General features: G+C 48.1%; 14 protein-coding genes. 8 read left to right on the top strand and 6 right to left on the bottom strand.

The features are described from left to right. Positions 1 to 62 precede the first annotated feature (62 nt). A complete protein-coding gene (locus tag BMZ54_RS17145) occupies positions 63 to 1,133 on the top strand; it encodes an aminotransferase class I/II-fold pyridoxal phosphate-dependent enzyme (protein ID WP_089914419.1) in 1,071 nt (356 codons plus the stop codon). Between the two features lie 184 nt (positions 1,134 to 1,317). On the opposite strand, the gene treA is transcribed toward BMZ54_RS17145, so the two are convergent. The 5 genes from treA to BMZ54_RS17120 all read right to left on the bottom strand — a co-directional run bounded on the left by treA (position 1,318) and on the right by BMZ54_RS17120 (position 5,859). Beyond that, positions 1,318 to 2,874: an alpha,alpha-trehalase TreA gene (gene treA, locus BMZ54_RS17140; RefSeq protein ID WP_089914416.1), complete on the bottom strand. Its 1,557-nt coding sequence runs from the start codon at positions 2,872 to 2,874 to the stop codon at positions 1,318 to 1,320. Between the two features lie 97 nt (positions 2,875 to 2,971). Continuing rightward, positions 2,972 to 3,640 carry a response regulator transcription factor gene (locus BMZ54_RS17135; protein ID WP_089914414.1) on the bottom strand — a complete coding sequence of 223 codons (669 nt, stop codon included), beginning with the start codon at positions 3,638 to 3,640 and terminating at the stop codon, positions 2,972 to 2,974. Between the two features lie 171 nt (positions 3,641 to 3,811). Beyond that, positions 3,812 to 4,564 (bottom strand): sensor histidine kinase, encoded by a 753-nt coding sequence (locus tag BMZ54_RS17130; protein ID WP_089914411.1) that lies wholly within the window; start codon positions 4,562 to 4,564, stop codon positions 3,812 to 3,814. A gap of 77 nt (positions 4,565 to 4,641) precedes the next feature. Next, a complete protein-coding gene (locus BMZ54_RS17125) occupies positions 4,642 to 5,319 on the bottom strand; it encodes a hypothetical protein (RefSeq protein WP_089914408.1) in 678 nt (225 codons plus the stop codon). 18 nt (positions 5,320 to 5,337) lie between these two features. After that, the gene (locus tag BMZ54_RS17120) at positions 5,338 to 5,859 is read right to left on the bottom strand and encodes a hypothetical protein (RefSeq protein ID WP_089914405.1); all 522 of its coding nucleotides are present in this window, start codon (positions 5,857 to 5,859) and stop codon (positions 5,338 to 5,340) included. Positions 5,860 to 6,461: 602 nt separating this feature from the next. Here BMZ54_RS17120 and BMZ54_RS17115 point away from each other — a divergent pair. The 7 genes from BMZ54_RS17115 (at position 6,462) to BMZ54_RS17085 (ending at position 13,305) form a co-directional block, all read left to right on the top strand. Beyond that, positions 6,462 to 7,070, top strand: coding sequence for a TetR/AcrR family transcriptional regulator (locus BMZ54_RS17115; RefSeq protein ID WP_089914403.1), 609 nt, complete (start codon positions 6,462 to 6,464; stop codon positions 7,068 to 7,070). Between the two features lie 48 nt (positions 7,071 to 7,118). Further along, positions 7,119 to 8,381, top strand: a complete 1,263-nt coding sequence (locus BMZ54_RS17110) for a TolC family protein (RefSeq protein ID WP_089914400.1) — start codon at positions 7,119 to 7,121, stop codon at positions 8,379 to 8,381. A gap of 34 nt (positions 8,382 to 8,415) precedes the next feature. Further along, on the top strand, positions 8,416 to 9,315 hold the full coding sequence (locus BMZ54_RS17105) for an HlyD family secretion protein (protein ID WP_089914397.1): 900 nt from the start codon (positions 8,416 to 8,418) through the stop codon (positions 9,313 to 9,315). Positions 9,316 to 9,318: 3 nt separating this feature from the next. Beyond that, positions 9,319 to 10,239: an ABC transporter ATP-binding protein gene (locus tag BMZ54_RS17100; protein WP_089914394.1), complete on the top strand. Its 921-nt coding sequence runs from the start codon at positions 9,319 to 9,321 to the stop codon at positions 10,237 to 10,239. Between the two features lie 3 nt (positions 10,240 to 10,242). Next, on the top strand, positions 10,243 to 10,965 hold the full coding sequence (locus BMZ54_RS17095) for an ABC transporter ATP-binding protein (RefSeq protein WP_089914391.1): 723 nt from the start codon (positions 10,243 to 10,245) through the stop codon (positions 10,963 to 10,965). Between the two features lie 115 nt (positions 10,966 to 11,080). After that, a complete protein-coding gene (locus BMZ54_RS17090; protein WP_089914388.1) occupies positions 11,081 to 12,187 on the top strand; it encodes an ABC transporter permease in 1,107 nt (368 codons plus the stop codon). Next, positions 12,187 to 13,305, top strand: a complete 1,119-nt coding sequence (locus BMZ54_RS17085; protein WP_089914386.1) for an ABC transporter permease — start codon at positions 12,187 to 12,189, stop codon at positions 13,303 to 13,305. The genes BMZ54_RS17090 and BMZ54_RS17085 overlap by 1 nt, the downstream gene beginning before the upstream one ends. Before the next feature lie 78 nt (positions 13,306 to 13,383). Here BMZ54_RS17085 and BMZ54_RS17080 read toward each other — a convergent pair whose 3' ends face one another. Continuing rightward, entirely contained in the window at positions 13,384 to 14,814 is a 1,431-nt protein-coding gene (locus BMZ54_RS17080) for an aminotransferase-like domain-containing protein (RefSeq protein WP_089914383.1), read from the bottom strand. Positions 14,815 to 14,908 lie beyond the last annotated feature (94 nt).

The following is a 14,908-nucleotide window of genomic DNA, read 5'->3' as shown; positions in this document are numbered from 1 at the left end:
ACTTCTTATAAAAAATAAACCGGATAAGCTGAATCTTTTATTTTTGAAGTAATTTTTAATTTATGCTGGATCTGAGATTGAACTACCCTGCGGTTAAACAGGAGGCTGATATTTTTCAAAGATATGTAAATGGATTAACGGAGCAGGAAAAAATTGCATTGTTATCACCGGCCCCTATGACGCCCAATGCTGCAGGTTTACAACGCCTGGGCCAGTGGCTGCAGCTGCCGCCGGATACCCTGCAGCAGCAAATGGATGTAACCACCACTGCCAGTGGAAACAGCGCCGGGTATTGCATTCTTTCTTTTTTCCGCCATACGGAGCAAACGGTGGCTATTGAAAAATTTACCTACAACAATTTTAAGCTGAGCGGGCAGGCGCTGGGCTACCAGTTTCAAACCATTGCCTGTGATGAAGAAGGTATGCTGCCGGATGCGCTGGAACAATACCTGCAAACCGGTAAAAGCAGGCTCGTGTATGTGCAGCCTACGGTACATAATCCCACCTGCAGTGTAATGTCGTTGCAAAGGAGGGAGGCTATCGTCAGGGTGATCCGCTCTTTTAAGGATGTATATTTAATAGAGGATGATGCCTACCGTTTTCTGCATCCGTCCCCGCCGCCGGCTTTTTTACAGCTGATGCCGGAGCGTACTGTTTATGTGTGCAGCTTTTCCAAGGTCTTTAATCCTTTTGTGAGGCTGGCTTATATTATTTATCCCAAAGGATTGCTACAGGGTATGGATAGTATCATCAGTATCACTACCAGCGGCAGCTCCGCATTATTCCATGCTTTTGTGCAGCACCTGCTACAGCATGATCTGCTGCCACAGGTGATCCATGAAAAGCGGCAGATAGCGCTGGCATTATATGGAAAAATAACGACCCTCTTTGAAGGACTGACCTATAATATATTTCCCGGTAGCTATCATTTTTGGGTAAAGCTGCCTGTACATTTGCCGGCTGGTATTTTTGTGACGCAAATGAAAGCGAAAGGTATTGATGTAATGAGCAGTGAAAGTTTTTCTGTGCATGGAGATCAGGGCTACATCCGCATTGCGATGGGCGCTGTATGGAATGCACCGGAGTTATTGCCTGCATTGAAAACCATTGCGGAAAATGTGCGGAACGCTTAACGCTGAATGCTTAACGCTTAGTACTCCATGTGAAATGCTTAACGCCGAATGCTTAACTGGCAATCATCTCCATGTATTAAACATAATGCAGGCAGCGTTAAGCGTTCGGCGTTCAGCATTAAGCTTAGCTGGTAATTACCTCCGTGTATTAAACATAACGCAAGCAGCGTTCAGCCTTAAGCGTTCAGCGTTCCGCATTCAACTGGTATTGCTGCAGTAACTTCAACAACACACCATTGGTCCAGCCAAAACCATCCTGCGTGGGATATTCACCACCGCCGGCTACCAGCTGCAGATCCATCACATTATATTTTTCCATGAGCTTACCGGTGTTATGGTACACCTGTATATTCAGCGCCACCCAGCGTTCCGCAATTTTTTTAGCCAGCGCAGATGCGCCGTAGTTTTCCAACCCCGCAATAGTTACCCATTGTAATGGCGCCCAGCCATTAGGGGCATCCCATTGCTCCCCGGTATTTTTCAGGGTGGTGGTTACGCCGCCGGCTTTCAGGAATTTTTGATTGATCTGTTGTTGTATGATGGTAATATGCGCTTTTGAAGCTGCTTTTGTAAATAAGGGGTACATACCGGCCAGTGTTAATGCGCTACCCGGGCGGTGGCTAAGCAGGTCATAATCCACATACCAGCCCGCGGCGGCCGACCAGCAATATTTTTCCAGGCTGCGCTGGCGCCTGGAGGCCAGCAGCTTGTATTGTGCGGCTTTCTGTGCATGCCCGGCCAGCTGGTGGGCGCGCGCCAGTGTATTTTCCAGGTGAAATAGCAGGGCGTTCAGATCCACCGGTACAAAAGAGGTTACACGAATGGTGTGCAGGTCTTTGGTATTCCGGAACCAGCGGCTGCTGAAATCCCAGCCGCTTTCTGCGGCAGAACGTAGCTCCCGGTAAATATCTTTATAGGGTGTAAGCTTAGCTACCGCTATATCTTCTTTATAGGCTTCCTGCCGCGGAATATTATCCTGGTCATAATAGCGGTTCAGCAAGCTGCCATCCGGCATCTTTACTACGTGCTTGGTAGGCGCTGTTCTGTCCATCCAGTAAGCATATTCCTTTTCCAGCACCGGCAGGTAAGCGGTGTAAATGCTATCGCCCTTGTGTTTGGCCAGTATATCCAGCATCAGTGAAAAAAAGGGCGGTTGTGAGCGGCTCAGGAAATAGTTACGGTTGCCATTGGGAATATGTCCATAACGGGTAAGCAGGTACGCAAAATTTTTGACCATGTTATCTATGATGGTAATGCGCCCGCTTTCTTCCAACCCCAGCATAGTGAAGTAGCTATCCCAGTAATAAATTTCCCGGAAGCGGCCGCCCGGTACAATATACGGGTAGGGCAGGTTTAACAGTGAGCTGTAGGGCAGGGCATGGGTGGTATCCCGCTGCAGCACATTCCATAAATGGTTGATGTGGGCTGTTACGGAGGTTTCGTGCCCGTTAAAAGCCGGTGGAACGGCAATAGAATCCGGCAGCAGGAAATGTGCCTGTACAAATGCCCGCAGTGCTGCGCTATCCTTGGGTTGCCCGGCAGCCAGGTATTGTGCCATTACCTGTTTGGGATCTTCTTTGGGCACGGCATCTACAAAGGTTTTGTTGTCGCGGAAAATACCGGATAACTGTACGGTTTTAAAGAGGGGGCCATATAACTGGTCCGGGGGCTGAATGGTTTGCGCCGTCAATACCGGCGCACAGCTCCATAACGCGAGGAAAAAGAAAAGTGCTTTTTTCATAGCCTATGGTAGTTAGGTAGGTAGCTGTTATTAGCAGAAATCATGCTAATCTAAGGAATATAAATATGCCAGCCGCTTAGTAGTGGGGGAGTAAATATCAGAGCAGGTCTTCTTCTTTAATGAGGTTATTCTTCAGCGCAAATACTACTACGCCGGCGGTATTCTTCACATTCATTTTTTCCAGGATGCGGGTGCGGTGCCCTTCCACTGTGCGTTTGCTCAGGAAGATCTTTTCACCGATCTGCTGGGCGGTGAATTGCAGGCATATCAGTTTAATGATCTCTTTTTCGCGGTCTGTGAAGGAAACTTTTTCTTTATTGCGTTGCGGGTCAAACCGGCTCTTTACGATCATGGTGGCCAGTTTGGCGGAAGTTTGTTTGCAGTAGAAGATATTATCTGCATACACCTGTGTAATGGCTTCCAGTATCTCCTGTTTATCGGCATTTTTAAGCAGGTACCCTTTGGCGCCGGCTTCCAGCATTTCCACGATCAGGTCTTCCTCATCGAACATAGAAAGGGCAATGATCTTGAGCAGGGGATTTTTTTGCAGCAGCAGGCGGGTAGCAGTTACCCCATCCATACGGGGCATTTTGAGATCGGTCAGTACAATATCCGCCTGCACATTTTCCAGCATGTCCACCAGCTCCCGGCCATCAGATGCCTGGCCTACCAGCTGAATATCGGGTTGCCTGGAAAGCATTAGTGCCAGTCCGTCCCTGAAGATCTCATGATCGTCTGCTATTAATAATCTGATTTGTTGGTCCATTGTTTCCGGAGTGATAATGATCGCCGTACAAGCGTTGCGTGCCCCACGAGCCCCAACTGAAAATTGCGAACTGCAATATTGGGGTGGATAAGTGCCTCTTTTGAGGAGGTAAATATACAAATTTCCGGCAGTTTTTGTTCAGACGGCAGGGAAGGCAGGAGGGGCCTGCACTCAGGCCGGTATTTTTATCAGGTAGTTGGTGCCTTGTCCGGGCGCGGAATCAATGGCCAGGGAGCCATGCATAATGTCGGTCCTTATTTCCAGGCTTTTCATACCCAGGCCTGTGGAGTTGGCCTTGGCTTTTTTTACGTCAAAACCGGCGCCGTCTTCGCGGATCAGCAACAGCAGCAGGTCTTCTTCCTTGTTCAGGGATATCTGCAGCTGTTTGGCGTGCGCGTGTTTGAGCGTGTTCTGGATAATTTCCTGGATAATGCGGAAGATGTGGATGGCCTTTTCCGGCTGTATCTGTATGTCGCCGCTGGTGCGCAGCTCAATGTGCAGGGGTTGTTTTTCGCTGATCTGCTGGATAAATTCGCGTAGCGCTTCGGTAAGTCCTTTTCGTTCCAGCGCATTGGGCAGCAGGTTATGGGATATTTGCCGCAGGTTGGTGATGGTTTCGTCAATATACTTGCTGGAGCGGGCTATGATCTGCTTATCCTCATCGGTACGTACATCCAGGCTGTTAATGAAAAGTTTTACGGTTGACAGCAGCGGGCCGGCGCTGTCGTGCAGGTCTGTGGCAATACGTTTGCGTTCGTTTTCCAGTATGGTGATCTCCGCGGTGATCCGTTCCCTTTGTAATTTAATATAACGGCGGTGGTACAGGATAATGGATACTACAAAAAAAACGATGATAATTGCAATGAGCAAAGAAACAAAGACGGTGGTATAAAAGATCTTATCTCCCATTGTTGAAAATTTCATAATGGAGGAAAAGTAGGATGTAGGCCGCAGGACGTTGGAGATGATGCCAGGGGCCTACATCTTACTTTCTCCTTTATTTACTCAAAGTGCCTGTTAAAATAAAGATCGTTCTTTTTTACGGGGATTAAAAACGTTGCCACTCCATACAGCAAATTTACAAAAGCATTCATATACCCGAACATACTAATGATCTTCGTAGCTACGCTTACCACATTATCCTTCCCCAGCACATAATAGGATGCTTCGTAAATGATCTGGTAAATAAAATAGATGATAAAGCCCAGGCAGATCAGGAATTTGGCGTTCTTAAACAGCTGTTTATTATCCTGTACGATCATATAATTGATCTCATTGATGCTAAGCAATACGATCACAAAGGAGTAGGCGCCCTTAAAAAAGGGACTGTAGGTTTCTATCTTAAAGAATACCAGGTTCTCTGTGATCCAGATGATAATAAAGGCAGCCATCAGGAAATAGAACAGCTTTTGCTTACGCTGCAGGAAGCCCCAGGAGCGGAACAGGAACAACAGGATCAGGCATTCAATTAATGCGTACAGGTTTACCGTGATCGCATTGTTGGCATGCAGGTAGCTGATGCAGATAAAGCTAATGACCTCAGAGGTAAAGGCCATCAGTAATAAGAGAATAAAAGGGTGGTAGCTGGTATTGATCTTATAAAAGCGTACCACCCCTATAATCAACGGGATAACCACTGTTTCACTTAACAGGAAACTGGCAATATGGTCAGGGATCATTGAAAAAAATTGGGTAGATTATCTGGTTAGCTTGCTGGCGGCACAGGGCGGGGGATCGCAACGCTGGCCGTTTTCCATGGCCTGTGCATCATCAAACTGCGCCTGGGCAGTAGAAATACCGGGTATAAAACCAACGGCTTTCTCGCCTCTGCTGTTCTTACCGTCCAGCAGTTTTACAACAATATCTTCTCCTTTGGAATTAACCGGTACCATTACCAGCTTCACTTCCCCATTCTTACCACGGCCATAATAAATGCGGATGCCCTGTGCATCTTTCTGGTTTAATAATACGGCAAAAGCGTCGCGGTTAAAGGTTTCGGCAGTGGGTATCTTCAGGGACGAATCCAGCCGGATGTTTTTTATAAGCTGGTCCCGGGTGTTCCGGAAATCTCTGGTCAGGTTCGCGGCTTCGTCTATGGGAATGGTGTGGATCGATGCCTTTTGGGGATCAAAAGGGATGGGGCCTTGTGGCTGCTGGCATGCATTTAACAAAACAATTGCCACCAGGGCGGCAATGTAAGTAAAGCGGTTTTTGTTCATGAGTATGAGGTTTTTTTGGTGAACTGAGCTGCAAAATAGCCGATATGCCCTACAAACCCCTTCGTAGAATTGCCTGAAAAAACAGGTATAAATACGCAATCTTTTCAGGTGTTACTTCGCTTGCCCCCATGGCCGGCCGGTAGTAAATTTGTACTGTTAAATCGATCGTACTTTTCTCTGCATATAGCGTTTGACCCCAAAACGTAAGGGCAGCACCCGATAACGGCTGTCAGCACCTTGTTTGTTAACCTTTCCTCTTTTTCTTTACGCCTGGTAAGTTAAGGCATTTTTCCCGGATGGCTCATATGTGTATCCGGACAGCTTCCTGCATATGTGTATACTAATAATGATGTGCTGCCATTTATGGACTGCATAGGAGTTGAGTAAAAAGTCAAATGCGGCGTTTCATACTGGCCTTCGGATGGGTAGCTATGGTGTCCGGTTCTTTTCCCGGTTAATGCCGCCGGAGAAAGTGGTAGCCCGGTTTAATATTGAAATGTAGGTTCCCTTTTGAGTCTTCCCTTCCCCTAACTAAAATTTATTTTGCGCTTTCCAATCTTTTTATACCTTTGCATTAACCAAATGGTTAAACTAAATAGTTTATGTCCCAGGAAAGGAATACGGAAGAACAGATCATAGCGGCAGCCAAAAAGATATTTTCAACCAAAGGACTGGCAGGCGCGCGTATGCAGGATATTGCAGACGAAGCAGGCATTAATAAAGCCATGCTGCACTATTACTACCGCAGCAAGGAGAAACTGTTTGAAATAGTCTTCACGGAAGCCCTGGATAAGCTAATGGATCGTATGAGCAATGTTATCAATGCTAACTTGCCGCTGCCGGATAAAATCCGGGAGATCGTTAAAAATTATATTGAGGGGTTAACGGAAAATCCGCAGCTCCCTTTATTTGTACTGAACGAGCTGCAGCAGCAGCCGGAGCTGCTGGTAAAGCAATTCAAAACCAAACCTAACTTCCCGAACATCCAGCAGTTCCTTATGGAAATAGCCGTGGCAGGAGAAAAGGGGATCATTAAAAAGATAAGCCCCCTGCAATTAATGCTGAATATTTTGTCGATGTGCGTATTTCCTTTCGCGGCAAAACCTTTGCTGAAGGGTGTTACAGGGATAGATGAGGTACAGTTTAAGCTCCTGATCGAAGAACGGAAACAGTTTGTGGCGGATTTTATTTTAGCAGCTATTACACCGTAGTTTTTTTTGCTTTTGAATTAACCAAATAGTTAAATAAAATAGTTAACAATGAAGTATATCGTTTGGGTGTGGCTATTCGCTACCACGCAGCTATATGCACAGGACAGCACCTTGCTTACCCTGGAACAATGCCAGCAGCTGGCCCGTGAGCATTACCCTTTGCTACGCCAAAAGCAGGTGCTGGACAGCATTTTAAAACTGCAGGTAAAAAATACCAATACCGCTTACCTGCCACAGGCAGAGCTGAACGGGCAGGCTACCTACCAAAGCGCCGTTACAGAATTTCCGTTTAAAGTGCCGGGGGTGAACATACCGGAATTTTCCAAAGACCAGTACCGGGCTACCATTGATGTAAAGCAGCTGCTGTACGATGGCGGCGCTACCCGCCAGCAGCGGGAGCTGCAAACCATCCAGCAACAAACGGAGCAGCAGAAAGTGGAAGTAGAGCTGTACAAGGTAAAACAACAGGTAACACAGGCTTATTTCAATGCCTTGCTGGCAGCGGAATACATACAGGCTGCCCGCTTAACGCAGCAGGACCTGCAACAGCGGATAGACCGGTTAAATGCCGGGGTACAGAATGGTACGGTGCTGCCCTCGAATGTAGATATGTTAAAGGCAGAACAGCTAAGGGCGAGCCAGCAGGAGATCTCCGCCGATGCCTCGCGCAGCGCTAACCTGGCCGTGATACAGCTGCTTACCGGCTATGAAACAACCGGGGCGATAAAACTGTCCCTGCCCACGGTAGCCGGGGTAACCTCAACGGATACACTTAACCGGCCGGAGCTGCAGTTATACCAGCTGCAATCCGCCGCCCTTAACCAGCAGGCCAGGCTTACCGCCACCAAGCCCTTGCCCCGTATAAGCGCTTTTGTGCAGGGCGGTTACGGCCGGCCGGGTTTAAATATGCTGAAAAATGATTTTGCTGCTTTTTACCTGGGCGGCATCCGGTTGAACTGGACCCTCTGGAACTGGCGCTATAACCGCACGGAACAAAACATTCTGCGCCTGCAGCAGCAGAACATAAACCAGCAAACAGAAACCTTTACACTCAACACCCGGGTACAGCTGGCGCAGCAGCAAACCGAAATAGGCCGCCTGCAGCAAACGCTGGAAAAAGATAACGACATCCTGACCCTGCGCGCCCGGGTAAAAGATGCCAGCGCTGCCCAGCTGGATAACGGGGTTATTACCGTGCACGATTACATTATCGACCTGAATGCCGTAATGCAGGCCCGGGTAGACCAAAGCACGCACCAGGTGCAGCTGGCGCTGGCCCATATTAATTATCAACTTATAAAAGGTTATTAAACATATGTTACCTGTACTCAAAAACATTTGCACCATGCGTACTGTATTCAATGTTATAGTACTTGCTATTATGCTGCCGGCCTGCCGCTCTAATGATGATAACGCAGACGCCTATGGGAATTTTGAAGCCATAGAAACAGTGGTATCTGCAGAAGGTACCGGTAAGCTGTTATCCTTTGCAGTAGAGGAAGGAATGACCTTACCCGCTGATACCATCGTAGGATGGATAGACTCCACCCAGCTCGCCCTGAAAAAATCACAGGTAAAGGCCAACATTAAAGCCGTGCTGAGTAAAATACCGGAAACCGCACCCCAGCTGGAAGTGATCCGCGAACAGATAGCCACCCAGAAACGGGAGCAGCTGCGTATACAGAACCTGGTAAAAGCCAGCGCCGCTACCACTAAACAGCTGGATGATATTAATGCGCAGGTAGCTGTGCTGGAAAAACAATACCGCTCCCTGGCCTCTACCCTCAATACACAGGTAAGTGGCTACAGCAGCGAAACACAGCCCCTGGAAGCCCAGGTGTTGCAGCTCAATGATCAGCTGCGCCAGTCGCGTATAGTAAACCCCGTTAGCGGCACAGTACTTACAAAGTATGTGGAAAAGGGAGAGGTGGTGAACTATGGTAAACCGCTGTATAAAGTAGCTGACCTTTCCTCCCTGCTGCTGCGGGCTTATGTGGGTGAAGAACAATTAGGGCTGTTAAAGATAGGCCAGCAGGTAACTGTACGCACCGACCTGCCGGAAGGTAAATACCACGAGTGGCCCGGCACCGTAACCTGGGTATCTGCCGAAGCAGAATTCACCCCCAAGGAAATACAGACTAAAGAAGAAAGGACTAACCTGGTATACGCCGTAAAAGTGAAAGTAGAGAATGATGGCAGCCTGAAAATAGGTATGCCCGCTGAGCTGAAACTGGCAAAACAATAACTCATGGAAACACCCATTGTTGTACAGGATGTGCACAAAAGCTTCGGCAAGGTAAAAGCCCTGCACGATATTTCTTTCACGGTGAATGAAGGAGAATTGTTCGGGCTCATAGGACCGGACGGCGCCGGTAAGTCCACGCTGTTCCGCATTCTTACGACCCTGCTGCTGGCAGATAAAGGACAGGCTACCGTAAATGGGCTGGATGTGGTAAAGGACTACAAAGCCATCCGCAAAATAGTGGGCTATATGCCGGGCCGTTTTTCCCTGTACCAGGACCTGACAGTGCAGGAGAACCTGGATTTTTTTGCCACCATTTTTAATACCACGGTGGCTGCCAACTACGAGCTGATAGAAGAAATATATGTACAGATAGCGCCTTTCAAAGACCGGCCGGCAGGGAAGCTTTCCGGGGGGATGAAACAAAAGCTGGCGCTGTGTTGCGCGCTGGTGCATAAACCGGTGGTGCTGTTCCTGGACGAACCTACTACCGGTGTGGACCCGGTATCCCGTAAGGAGTTCTGGGAAATGCTGCAACGCCTGCGCAAAAAAGGCATTGCCATCCTGGTATCCACACCTTATATGGATGAGGCCATGCTCTGCGACCGGGTAGCGCTGATCCAGAATGGCCGCCTGCTGGAAATTGATACGCCGCAGCATATCATTGAACAATACAACAAACCGATGTGGGCCGTTCACGCTAAACGTATGTACCCGCTAATCCAGGACCTGCGCAGTTTTCCGGAAACAGAGAGCTGTTATGCTTTTGGAGAGTACCTGCACCTTACGCTCAAACACGGGGAGGCCGACCTGGATAAGCTACAGGCTTACCTGCAGCCCAAAGGGCACGAGGAGTTTAGCATGCATCCCATACAGGCGGGTATTGAAGATTGTTTTATGGAGCTGATGAAAAGCGAAAAAGTTTAAGTTATGCATCCCATCGTTACAAAAGAGCTTACTAAAAAATTCGGCGCTTTCATAGCCACCAATGCCATTACGTTTGAAGTAAAGGAGGGGGAGATCTTCGGTTTCCTGGGTGCTAACGGCGCCGGTAAAACAACCGCCATGCGCATGCTTTGCGGCTTGTTGAAGCCCAGCAGCGGGGAAGCTAAGGTTGCCGGCTTTGATGTGTACACACAGGCCGACAAGGTAAAACAGAATATCGGTTACATGAGCCAGCGGTTCTCCCTGTACGAAGATCTGAAGGTAAAAGAGAACATCCGCTTTTACGGTGGCATTTATGGATTAAGCAATAATACGATCAAGGAAAAAACAAAGCAGCTGCTGCAAAAGCTGCAGATGGAAGCTGAAGCAGACCAGCTGGTAAGCGCCCTGCCATTAGGCTGGAAGCAAAAGCTGGCCTTTTCCGTAGCCATCCTGCACGATCCGTCCATAGTGTTCCTGGATGAACCTACCGGTGGGGTAGACCCGGTTACCCGGCGCCAGTTCTGGGACCTGATCTATGAAGCAGCCGGCCGCGGGGTAACGGTATTTGTAACCACACACTATATGGATGAAGCGGAGTATTGTGACCGGATCTCTATAATGGTGGATGGCCGTATACAAGCCCTGGATACGCCCCGGCAGTTAAAAGCGCAGTTCCAGGCGGACTCGATGGATGATGTATTTCTGAAACTGGCAAGAGGGAAGTAAAGTAAAAAATAAAAAAGTAAAAATTAAAAAAAAGAAGGCAGGATAAGCAATCGCTTCACTCAATCGCTGCATTATAATTCGTAATTCGTAATTGAATAATTCGTAATTGAATCTCATGCGTCAATTCTTTGTATTTGCCCGAAAAGAATTTTACCATATTTTCCGCGATAAGCGTACGCTGCTCATTCTTTTTGGAATGCCAGTGGTGCAGATCGTGCTCTTTGGTTTTGCCATTACCAATGAGATCAAAAACGCGGAAATCGCTGTGCTGGACCAATCCAGGGACTATTACAGCAACCGGCTGGTACAGCAGCTGCAGGCAGGCAGTTATTTTAAAATAGACCAGGAGTTGCAAAGCCACCAGGCTATTGAAGCGGCTTTCCGGGAAGGACGTATAAAAATGGTGGTGGTGATCCCGCCTAAATTCGGGGAATCGTTTTTCCATTTACATAAAGCGCAGGTGCAGCTGCTGGCAGATGCCGGTGACCCTAATACCGCTACCACGCTCATTAACTATGCCCGGGCCATTATCGGTAATTACCAGCAGGAGCTGAACGGGCCGCAGGCAATGCCGCTTACCATTAACACCACGGTGCGCATGCAATACAATCCTGCATTAAAAAGTGTATTCCTGTTTGTGCCGGGTGTAATGACCTTAATATTATTGCTGGTATCGGCCATGATGACCTCCATCACCATTGCCCGGGAAAAAGAGCTGGGCACCATGGAAATATTACTGGTATCGCCATTACCGCCGGCAATGATCGTAACAGGGAAGGTGGTGCCTTATATTGTATTATCGTTCATAAATGCACTGGTGATCCTTGGCATGGGCGTCTGGTTATTTGGAATGCCCATTAAGGGCAGTATTGTGCTGCTGTTGCTGGAATGTGCGCTGTTTGTGCTAACCTCTCTGGGTTTAGGTATTCTCATATCCACCGTTACAGATAAACAGCAAACCGCCATGATGGCTTCCATGATGGGCTTACTGATGCCGACTGTGTTATTGTCCGGCTTCATTTTTCCTGTTGAAAGTATGCCCCTTCCGCTGCGGCTACTATCTAACATAATGCCGGCCAAATGGTTCATCATCATCCTCAAGGATATTATGCTCAAAGGTTCCGGCCTGCGTGAAGTATGGCCGCAAAGCCTTGTACTGTGCGGTATGACGTTATTATTTGTGACAATAAGCATACGTAAATTCAAAATCCGTTTAAGCTGATGCGTACCATCTTTTTTATACTGCAAAAAGAGTTCCTGCAGATCTTCCGGAACAGGGGAATGATGGCCATCATCTTCCTGATCCCGATTGTCCAGCTGCTGGTATTGGCCAATGCTGCCAACTATGAAGTAAGGAACCTGGCTATTGATGTAGTGGATCAGGATCATTCCTCCTGGTCGCAGCGGCTGGTAAATAAGCTTACAGCCAGCGGTTACTTTAAGCTGCACCGGCAAACGTTTAATGAAAAAGCCGCTTTTGAAGACCTGCAGCTGGATAAAGCAGACATCGTACTGATGATACCCCGGCATTTTGAGCGCGACCTGGTACGGGAAGATAAAGCCTCCCTGCAGCTGCTGGTAAATGCCATTAACGGCAGCAAGGCGGGCCTGGCAAATGGCTATGCCAATAATATTATCCGCAGCTTTAACCAGAACATCCGCACGGAGTGGCTGGCGCTGGATGGGCGCAATGGCCCTGCCATAATTGAGGTTACCTATTCAAACTGGTTCAATACCCGCCTGGATTATAAAGTATTCATGGTGCCGGGCATTATTGTGGTGCTGGTAACTATGATCGGGGCTTTTTTGTCCGGGATGAATATCGTAAAAGAAAAAGAGATCGGTACCATCGAGCAGCTAAACGTAACTCCTATACGTAAACATCACTTTATACTAGGAAAGCTCATCCCGTTCTGGATCGTAGCGTTGTTTGAGCTGGCCCTGGGATTGCTGGTAGGGAAGCTGGTATTCCATCTGCCCATGGTAGGCAGCCTTTGGCTGGTGTTCCTGTTTGCCGCCGTTTACCTCTGGGTTATGCTGGGTATGGGTTTGCTGATCTCCACCTTTACGGAAACGCAGCAGCAGGCTATGTTTATTGCCTGGTTCTTTGTGATCGTCTTTATACTCATGAGTGGTTTGTTTACCCCGGTGGAGAACATGCCGCACTGGGCGCAGGTGCTCACCTGGTTTAATCCTATTGCCTACTTTGTAAAGGTGATACGTATGGTATTGCTCAAAGGCAGTGGCTGGGCCAACATACAAATATACCTGCTGATTATGCTGGCATATGCAGTAGTGATGAATGGTATTGCTATCTGGAATTACCGGAAAACAACATAAGATCTTTAGTGTCTGTTACAGTGTAACAGTTGTAGGTTTAGGCACGCCGGAGCACTCTTGCTCCGGCTTTTTTTATGCTTAACCTTTCAGCTTCCGGATCAGCTTCCCCAATGTTTTAATGCCTTCCTCTACCTGTTTATTCCAGGGGTTGCCGTAGCTCAGGCGCATACAGTTACGGTAACGGTCCTGCAGGGAGAAAATACGGCCGGGTGCAAAGCTGATCTTATTCTTTAGCGCCAGCTCATACAGCTCATAGGTATTAATATTCTCATTCAGGGCCAGCCATAGTACAAAGCCACCCATAGGCCTTGTTACCAAAGTGTCTTCCGGGAAATAATCCGCCACTGCCTGTAAGTAGCGCAGGCTTTGGGTATGCAGCTGTTTGCGCATGCTGCGCAGGTGGTGTTCATAACGGCCATTTTCCAGGAAATGCGCTACGGCTGCATGGGGCAGCGAGGCGCAGGCAATGGAGTGATTACGTTTCAGGCGCAGCACCTTTTCCTTATACTTCCCGGGAAGTGTCCAGCCTACGCGGTAGCCGGGCGCCAGGGATTTGGAAAAGGAGTTGCAGGCCAGCACAATACCGCTTTCATCAAAGGTTTTACACAGGGCAGGCCTTTCCCTTCCAAAATAAATATCCCCGTAAATATCATCTTCAATTAAGGGAATGCCATGCTTTTCAAGTATATGTACCAGCTCGCGTTTATGCGTATCCGGCATGCAGGAGCCCAGTGGGTTATTGAAGTTGGTTACAAATAAGCAGGCTTTAATATTATGCCGTGGAATGGCTTTATCCAGGTAATCCAGCTCCACGCCGGTTACCGGGTTGGTAGGCACTTCCAGCACCTTTAAACCCAGGCTGGCAGCCAGCTGCAGGGAGCCGTAGTAGGAGGGGCTCTCCAGCGCAATGGTATCACCGGGTTGTGTTACGGCGCAAAGGCTGAGTGTTAAGGCATCGGTACAGCCATTGGTGGTTACCACATCTTCTTCACTTACCACGCCACCCCATAAAATACTCATGCGTGCAATTTGCCGTCTTAACTGCAAATTCCCCTGTATGGATTCGTATCCAATACCATTACCGGGCATATTACGGAGGGCCTGCACCATTGACTTGGAGATCTTGGCTGCGGGAAGCAGGGAATCGGCAGCAGCCGCAATGGAGAACTTCAGTATGTTATCGGCCGCCATGTGTGCAAACACGCGGTCTATCATTTCATGCACCGTTACTTCCGATGCTTTTTTTACCGGCTCGCAGGTTTTGGGAATATCGCGCAGCTTACGCGGGCTAAAACGTATATAGTAGCCGGATTTAGGCCGGGGCTCAATCAATCCCTTGCCCTCCAGGTGGTAATAGGCCTGGAAAGCAGTGCTGAGACTTACGCCCTGTTCCTTGCTGAGCATGCGTACAGAAGGTAGTTTGTCGCCTATTTTCAATACATCTTTTTCTATCAGCTGTTCTATACGGTCTGCTATCTGCAGGTATAAATGCTCCGCGGTTTTTAACATGGCTTAAAGATCTGATCTGGTCAAAATTACTAAAACTGCATCTGTTTTGGCAACCTGCAAACTATTTATTTTGCAGCCATATCTAACTCCTTTC

Origin of the sequence: Chitinophaga rupis, assembly GCF_900109685.1 — a bacterium.
GTDB lineage: Bacteria > Bacteroidota > Bacteroidia > Chitinophagales > Chitinophagaceae > Chitinophaga > Chitinophaga rupis.
This window is presented reverse-complemented; position numbering and strand designations above follow the sequence as displayed.

What these genes read in the sequence shown, in the direction of transcription:
- BMZ54_RS17110 (WP_089914400.1), top strand. Translation starts at nt 7,119, where the DNA reads ATGAAGTATATCGTTTGGGTGTGGCTATTCGCTACCACGCAGCTATAT.
- BMZ54_RS17145 (WP_089914419.1), top strand. Translation starts at nt 63, where the DNA reads ATGCTGGATCTGAGATTGAACTACCCTGCGGTTAAACAGGAGGCTGAT.
- BMZ54_RS17105 (WP_089914397.1), top strand. Translation starts at nt 8,416, where the DNA reads ATGCGTACTGTATTCAATGTTATAGTACTTGCTATTATGCTGCCGGCC.
- BMZ54_RS17095 (WP_089914391.1), top strand. Translation starts at nt 10,243, where the DNA reads ATGCATCCCATCGTTACAAAAGAGCTTACTAAAAAATTCGGCGCTTTC.
- BMZ54_RS17120 (WP_089914405.1), bottom strand. Translation starts at nt 5,859, where the DNA reads ATGAACAAAAACCGCTTTACTTACATTGCCGCCCTGGTGGCAATTGTT.
- BMZ54_RS17090 (WP_089914388.1), top strand. Translation starts at nt 11,081, where the DNA reads ATGCGTCAATTCTTTGTATTTGCCCGAAAAGAATTTTACCATATTTTC.
- BMZ54_RS17100 (WP_089914394.1), top strand. Translation starts at nt 9,319, where the DNA reads ATGGAAACACCCATTGTTGTACAGGATGTGCACAAAAGCTTCGGCAAG.
- BMZ54_RS17080 (WP_089914383.1), bottom strand. Translation starts at nt 14,814, where the DNA reads ATGTTAAAAACCGCGGAGCATTTATACCTGCAGATAGCAGACCGTATA.
- BMZ54_RS17130 (WP_089914411.1), bottom strand. Translation starts at nt 4,564, where the DNA reads ATGAAATTTTCAACAATGGGAGATAAGATCTTTTATACCACCGTCTTT.
- BMZ54_RS17115 (WP_089914403.1), top strand. Translation starts at nt 6,462, where the DNA reads ATGTCCCAGGAAAGGAATACGGAAGAACAGATCATAGCGGCAGCCAAA.
- BMZ54_RS17135 (WP_089914414.1), bottom strand. Translation starts at nt 3,640, where the DNA reads ATGGACCAACAAATCAGATTATTAATAGCAGACGATCATGAGATCTTC.
- BMZ54_RS17125 (WP_089914408.1), bottom strand. Translation starts at nt 5,319, where the DNA reads ATGATCCCTGACCATATTGCCAGTTTCCTGTTAAGTGAAACAGTGGTT.
- treA (WP_089914416.1), bottom strand. Translation starts at nt 2,874, where the DNA reads ATGAAAAAAGCACTTTTCTTTTTCCTCGCGTTATGGAGCTGTGCGCCG.
- BMZ54_RS17085 (WP_089914386.1), top strand. Translation starts at nt 12,187, where the DNA reads ATGCGTACCATCTTTTTTATACTGCAAAAAGAGTTCCTGCAGATCTTC.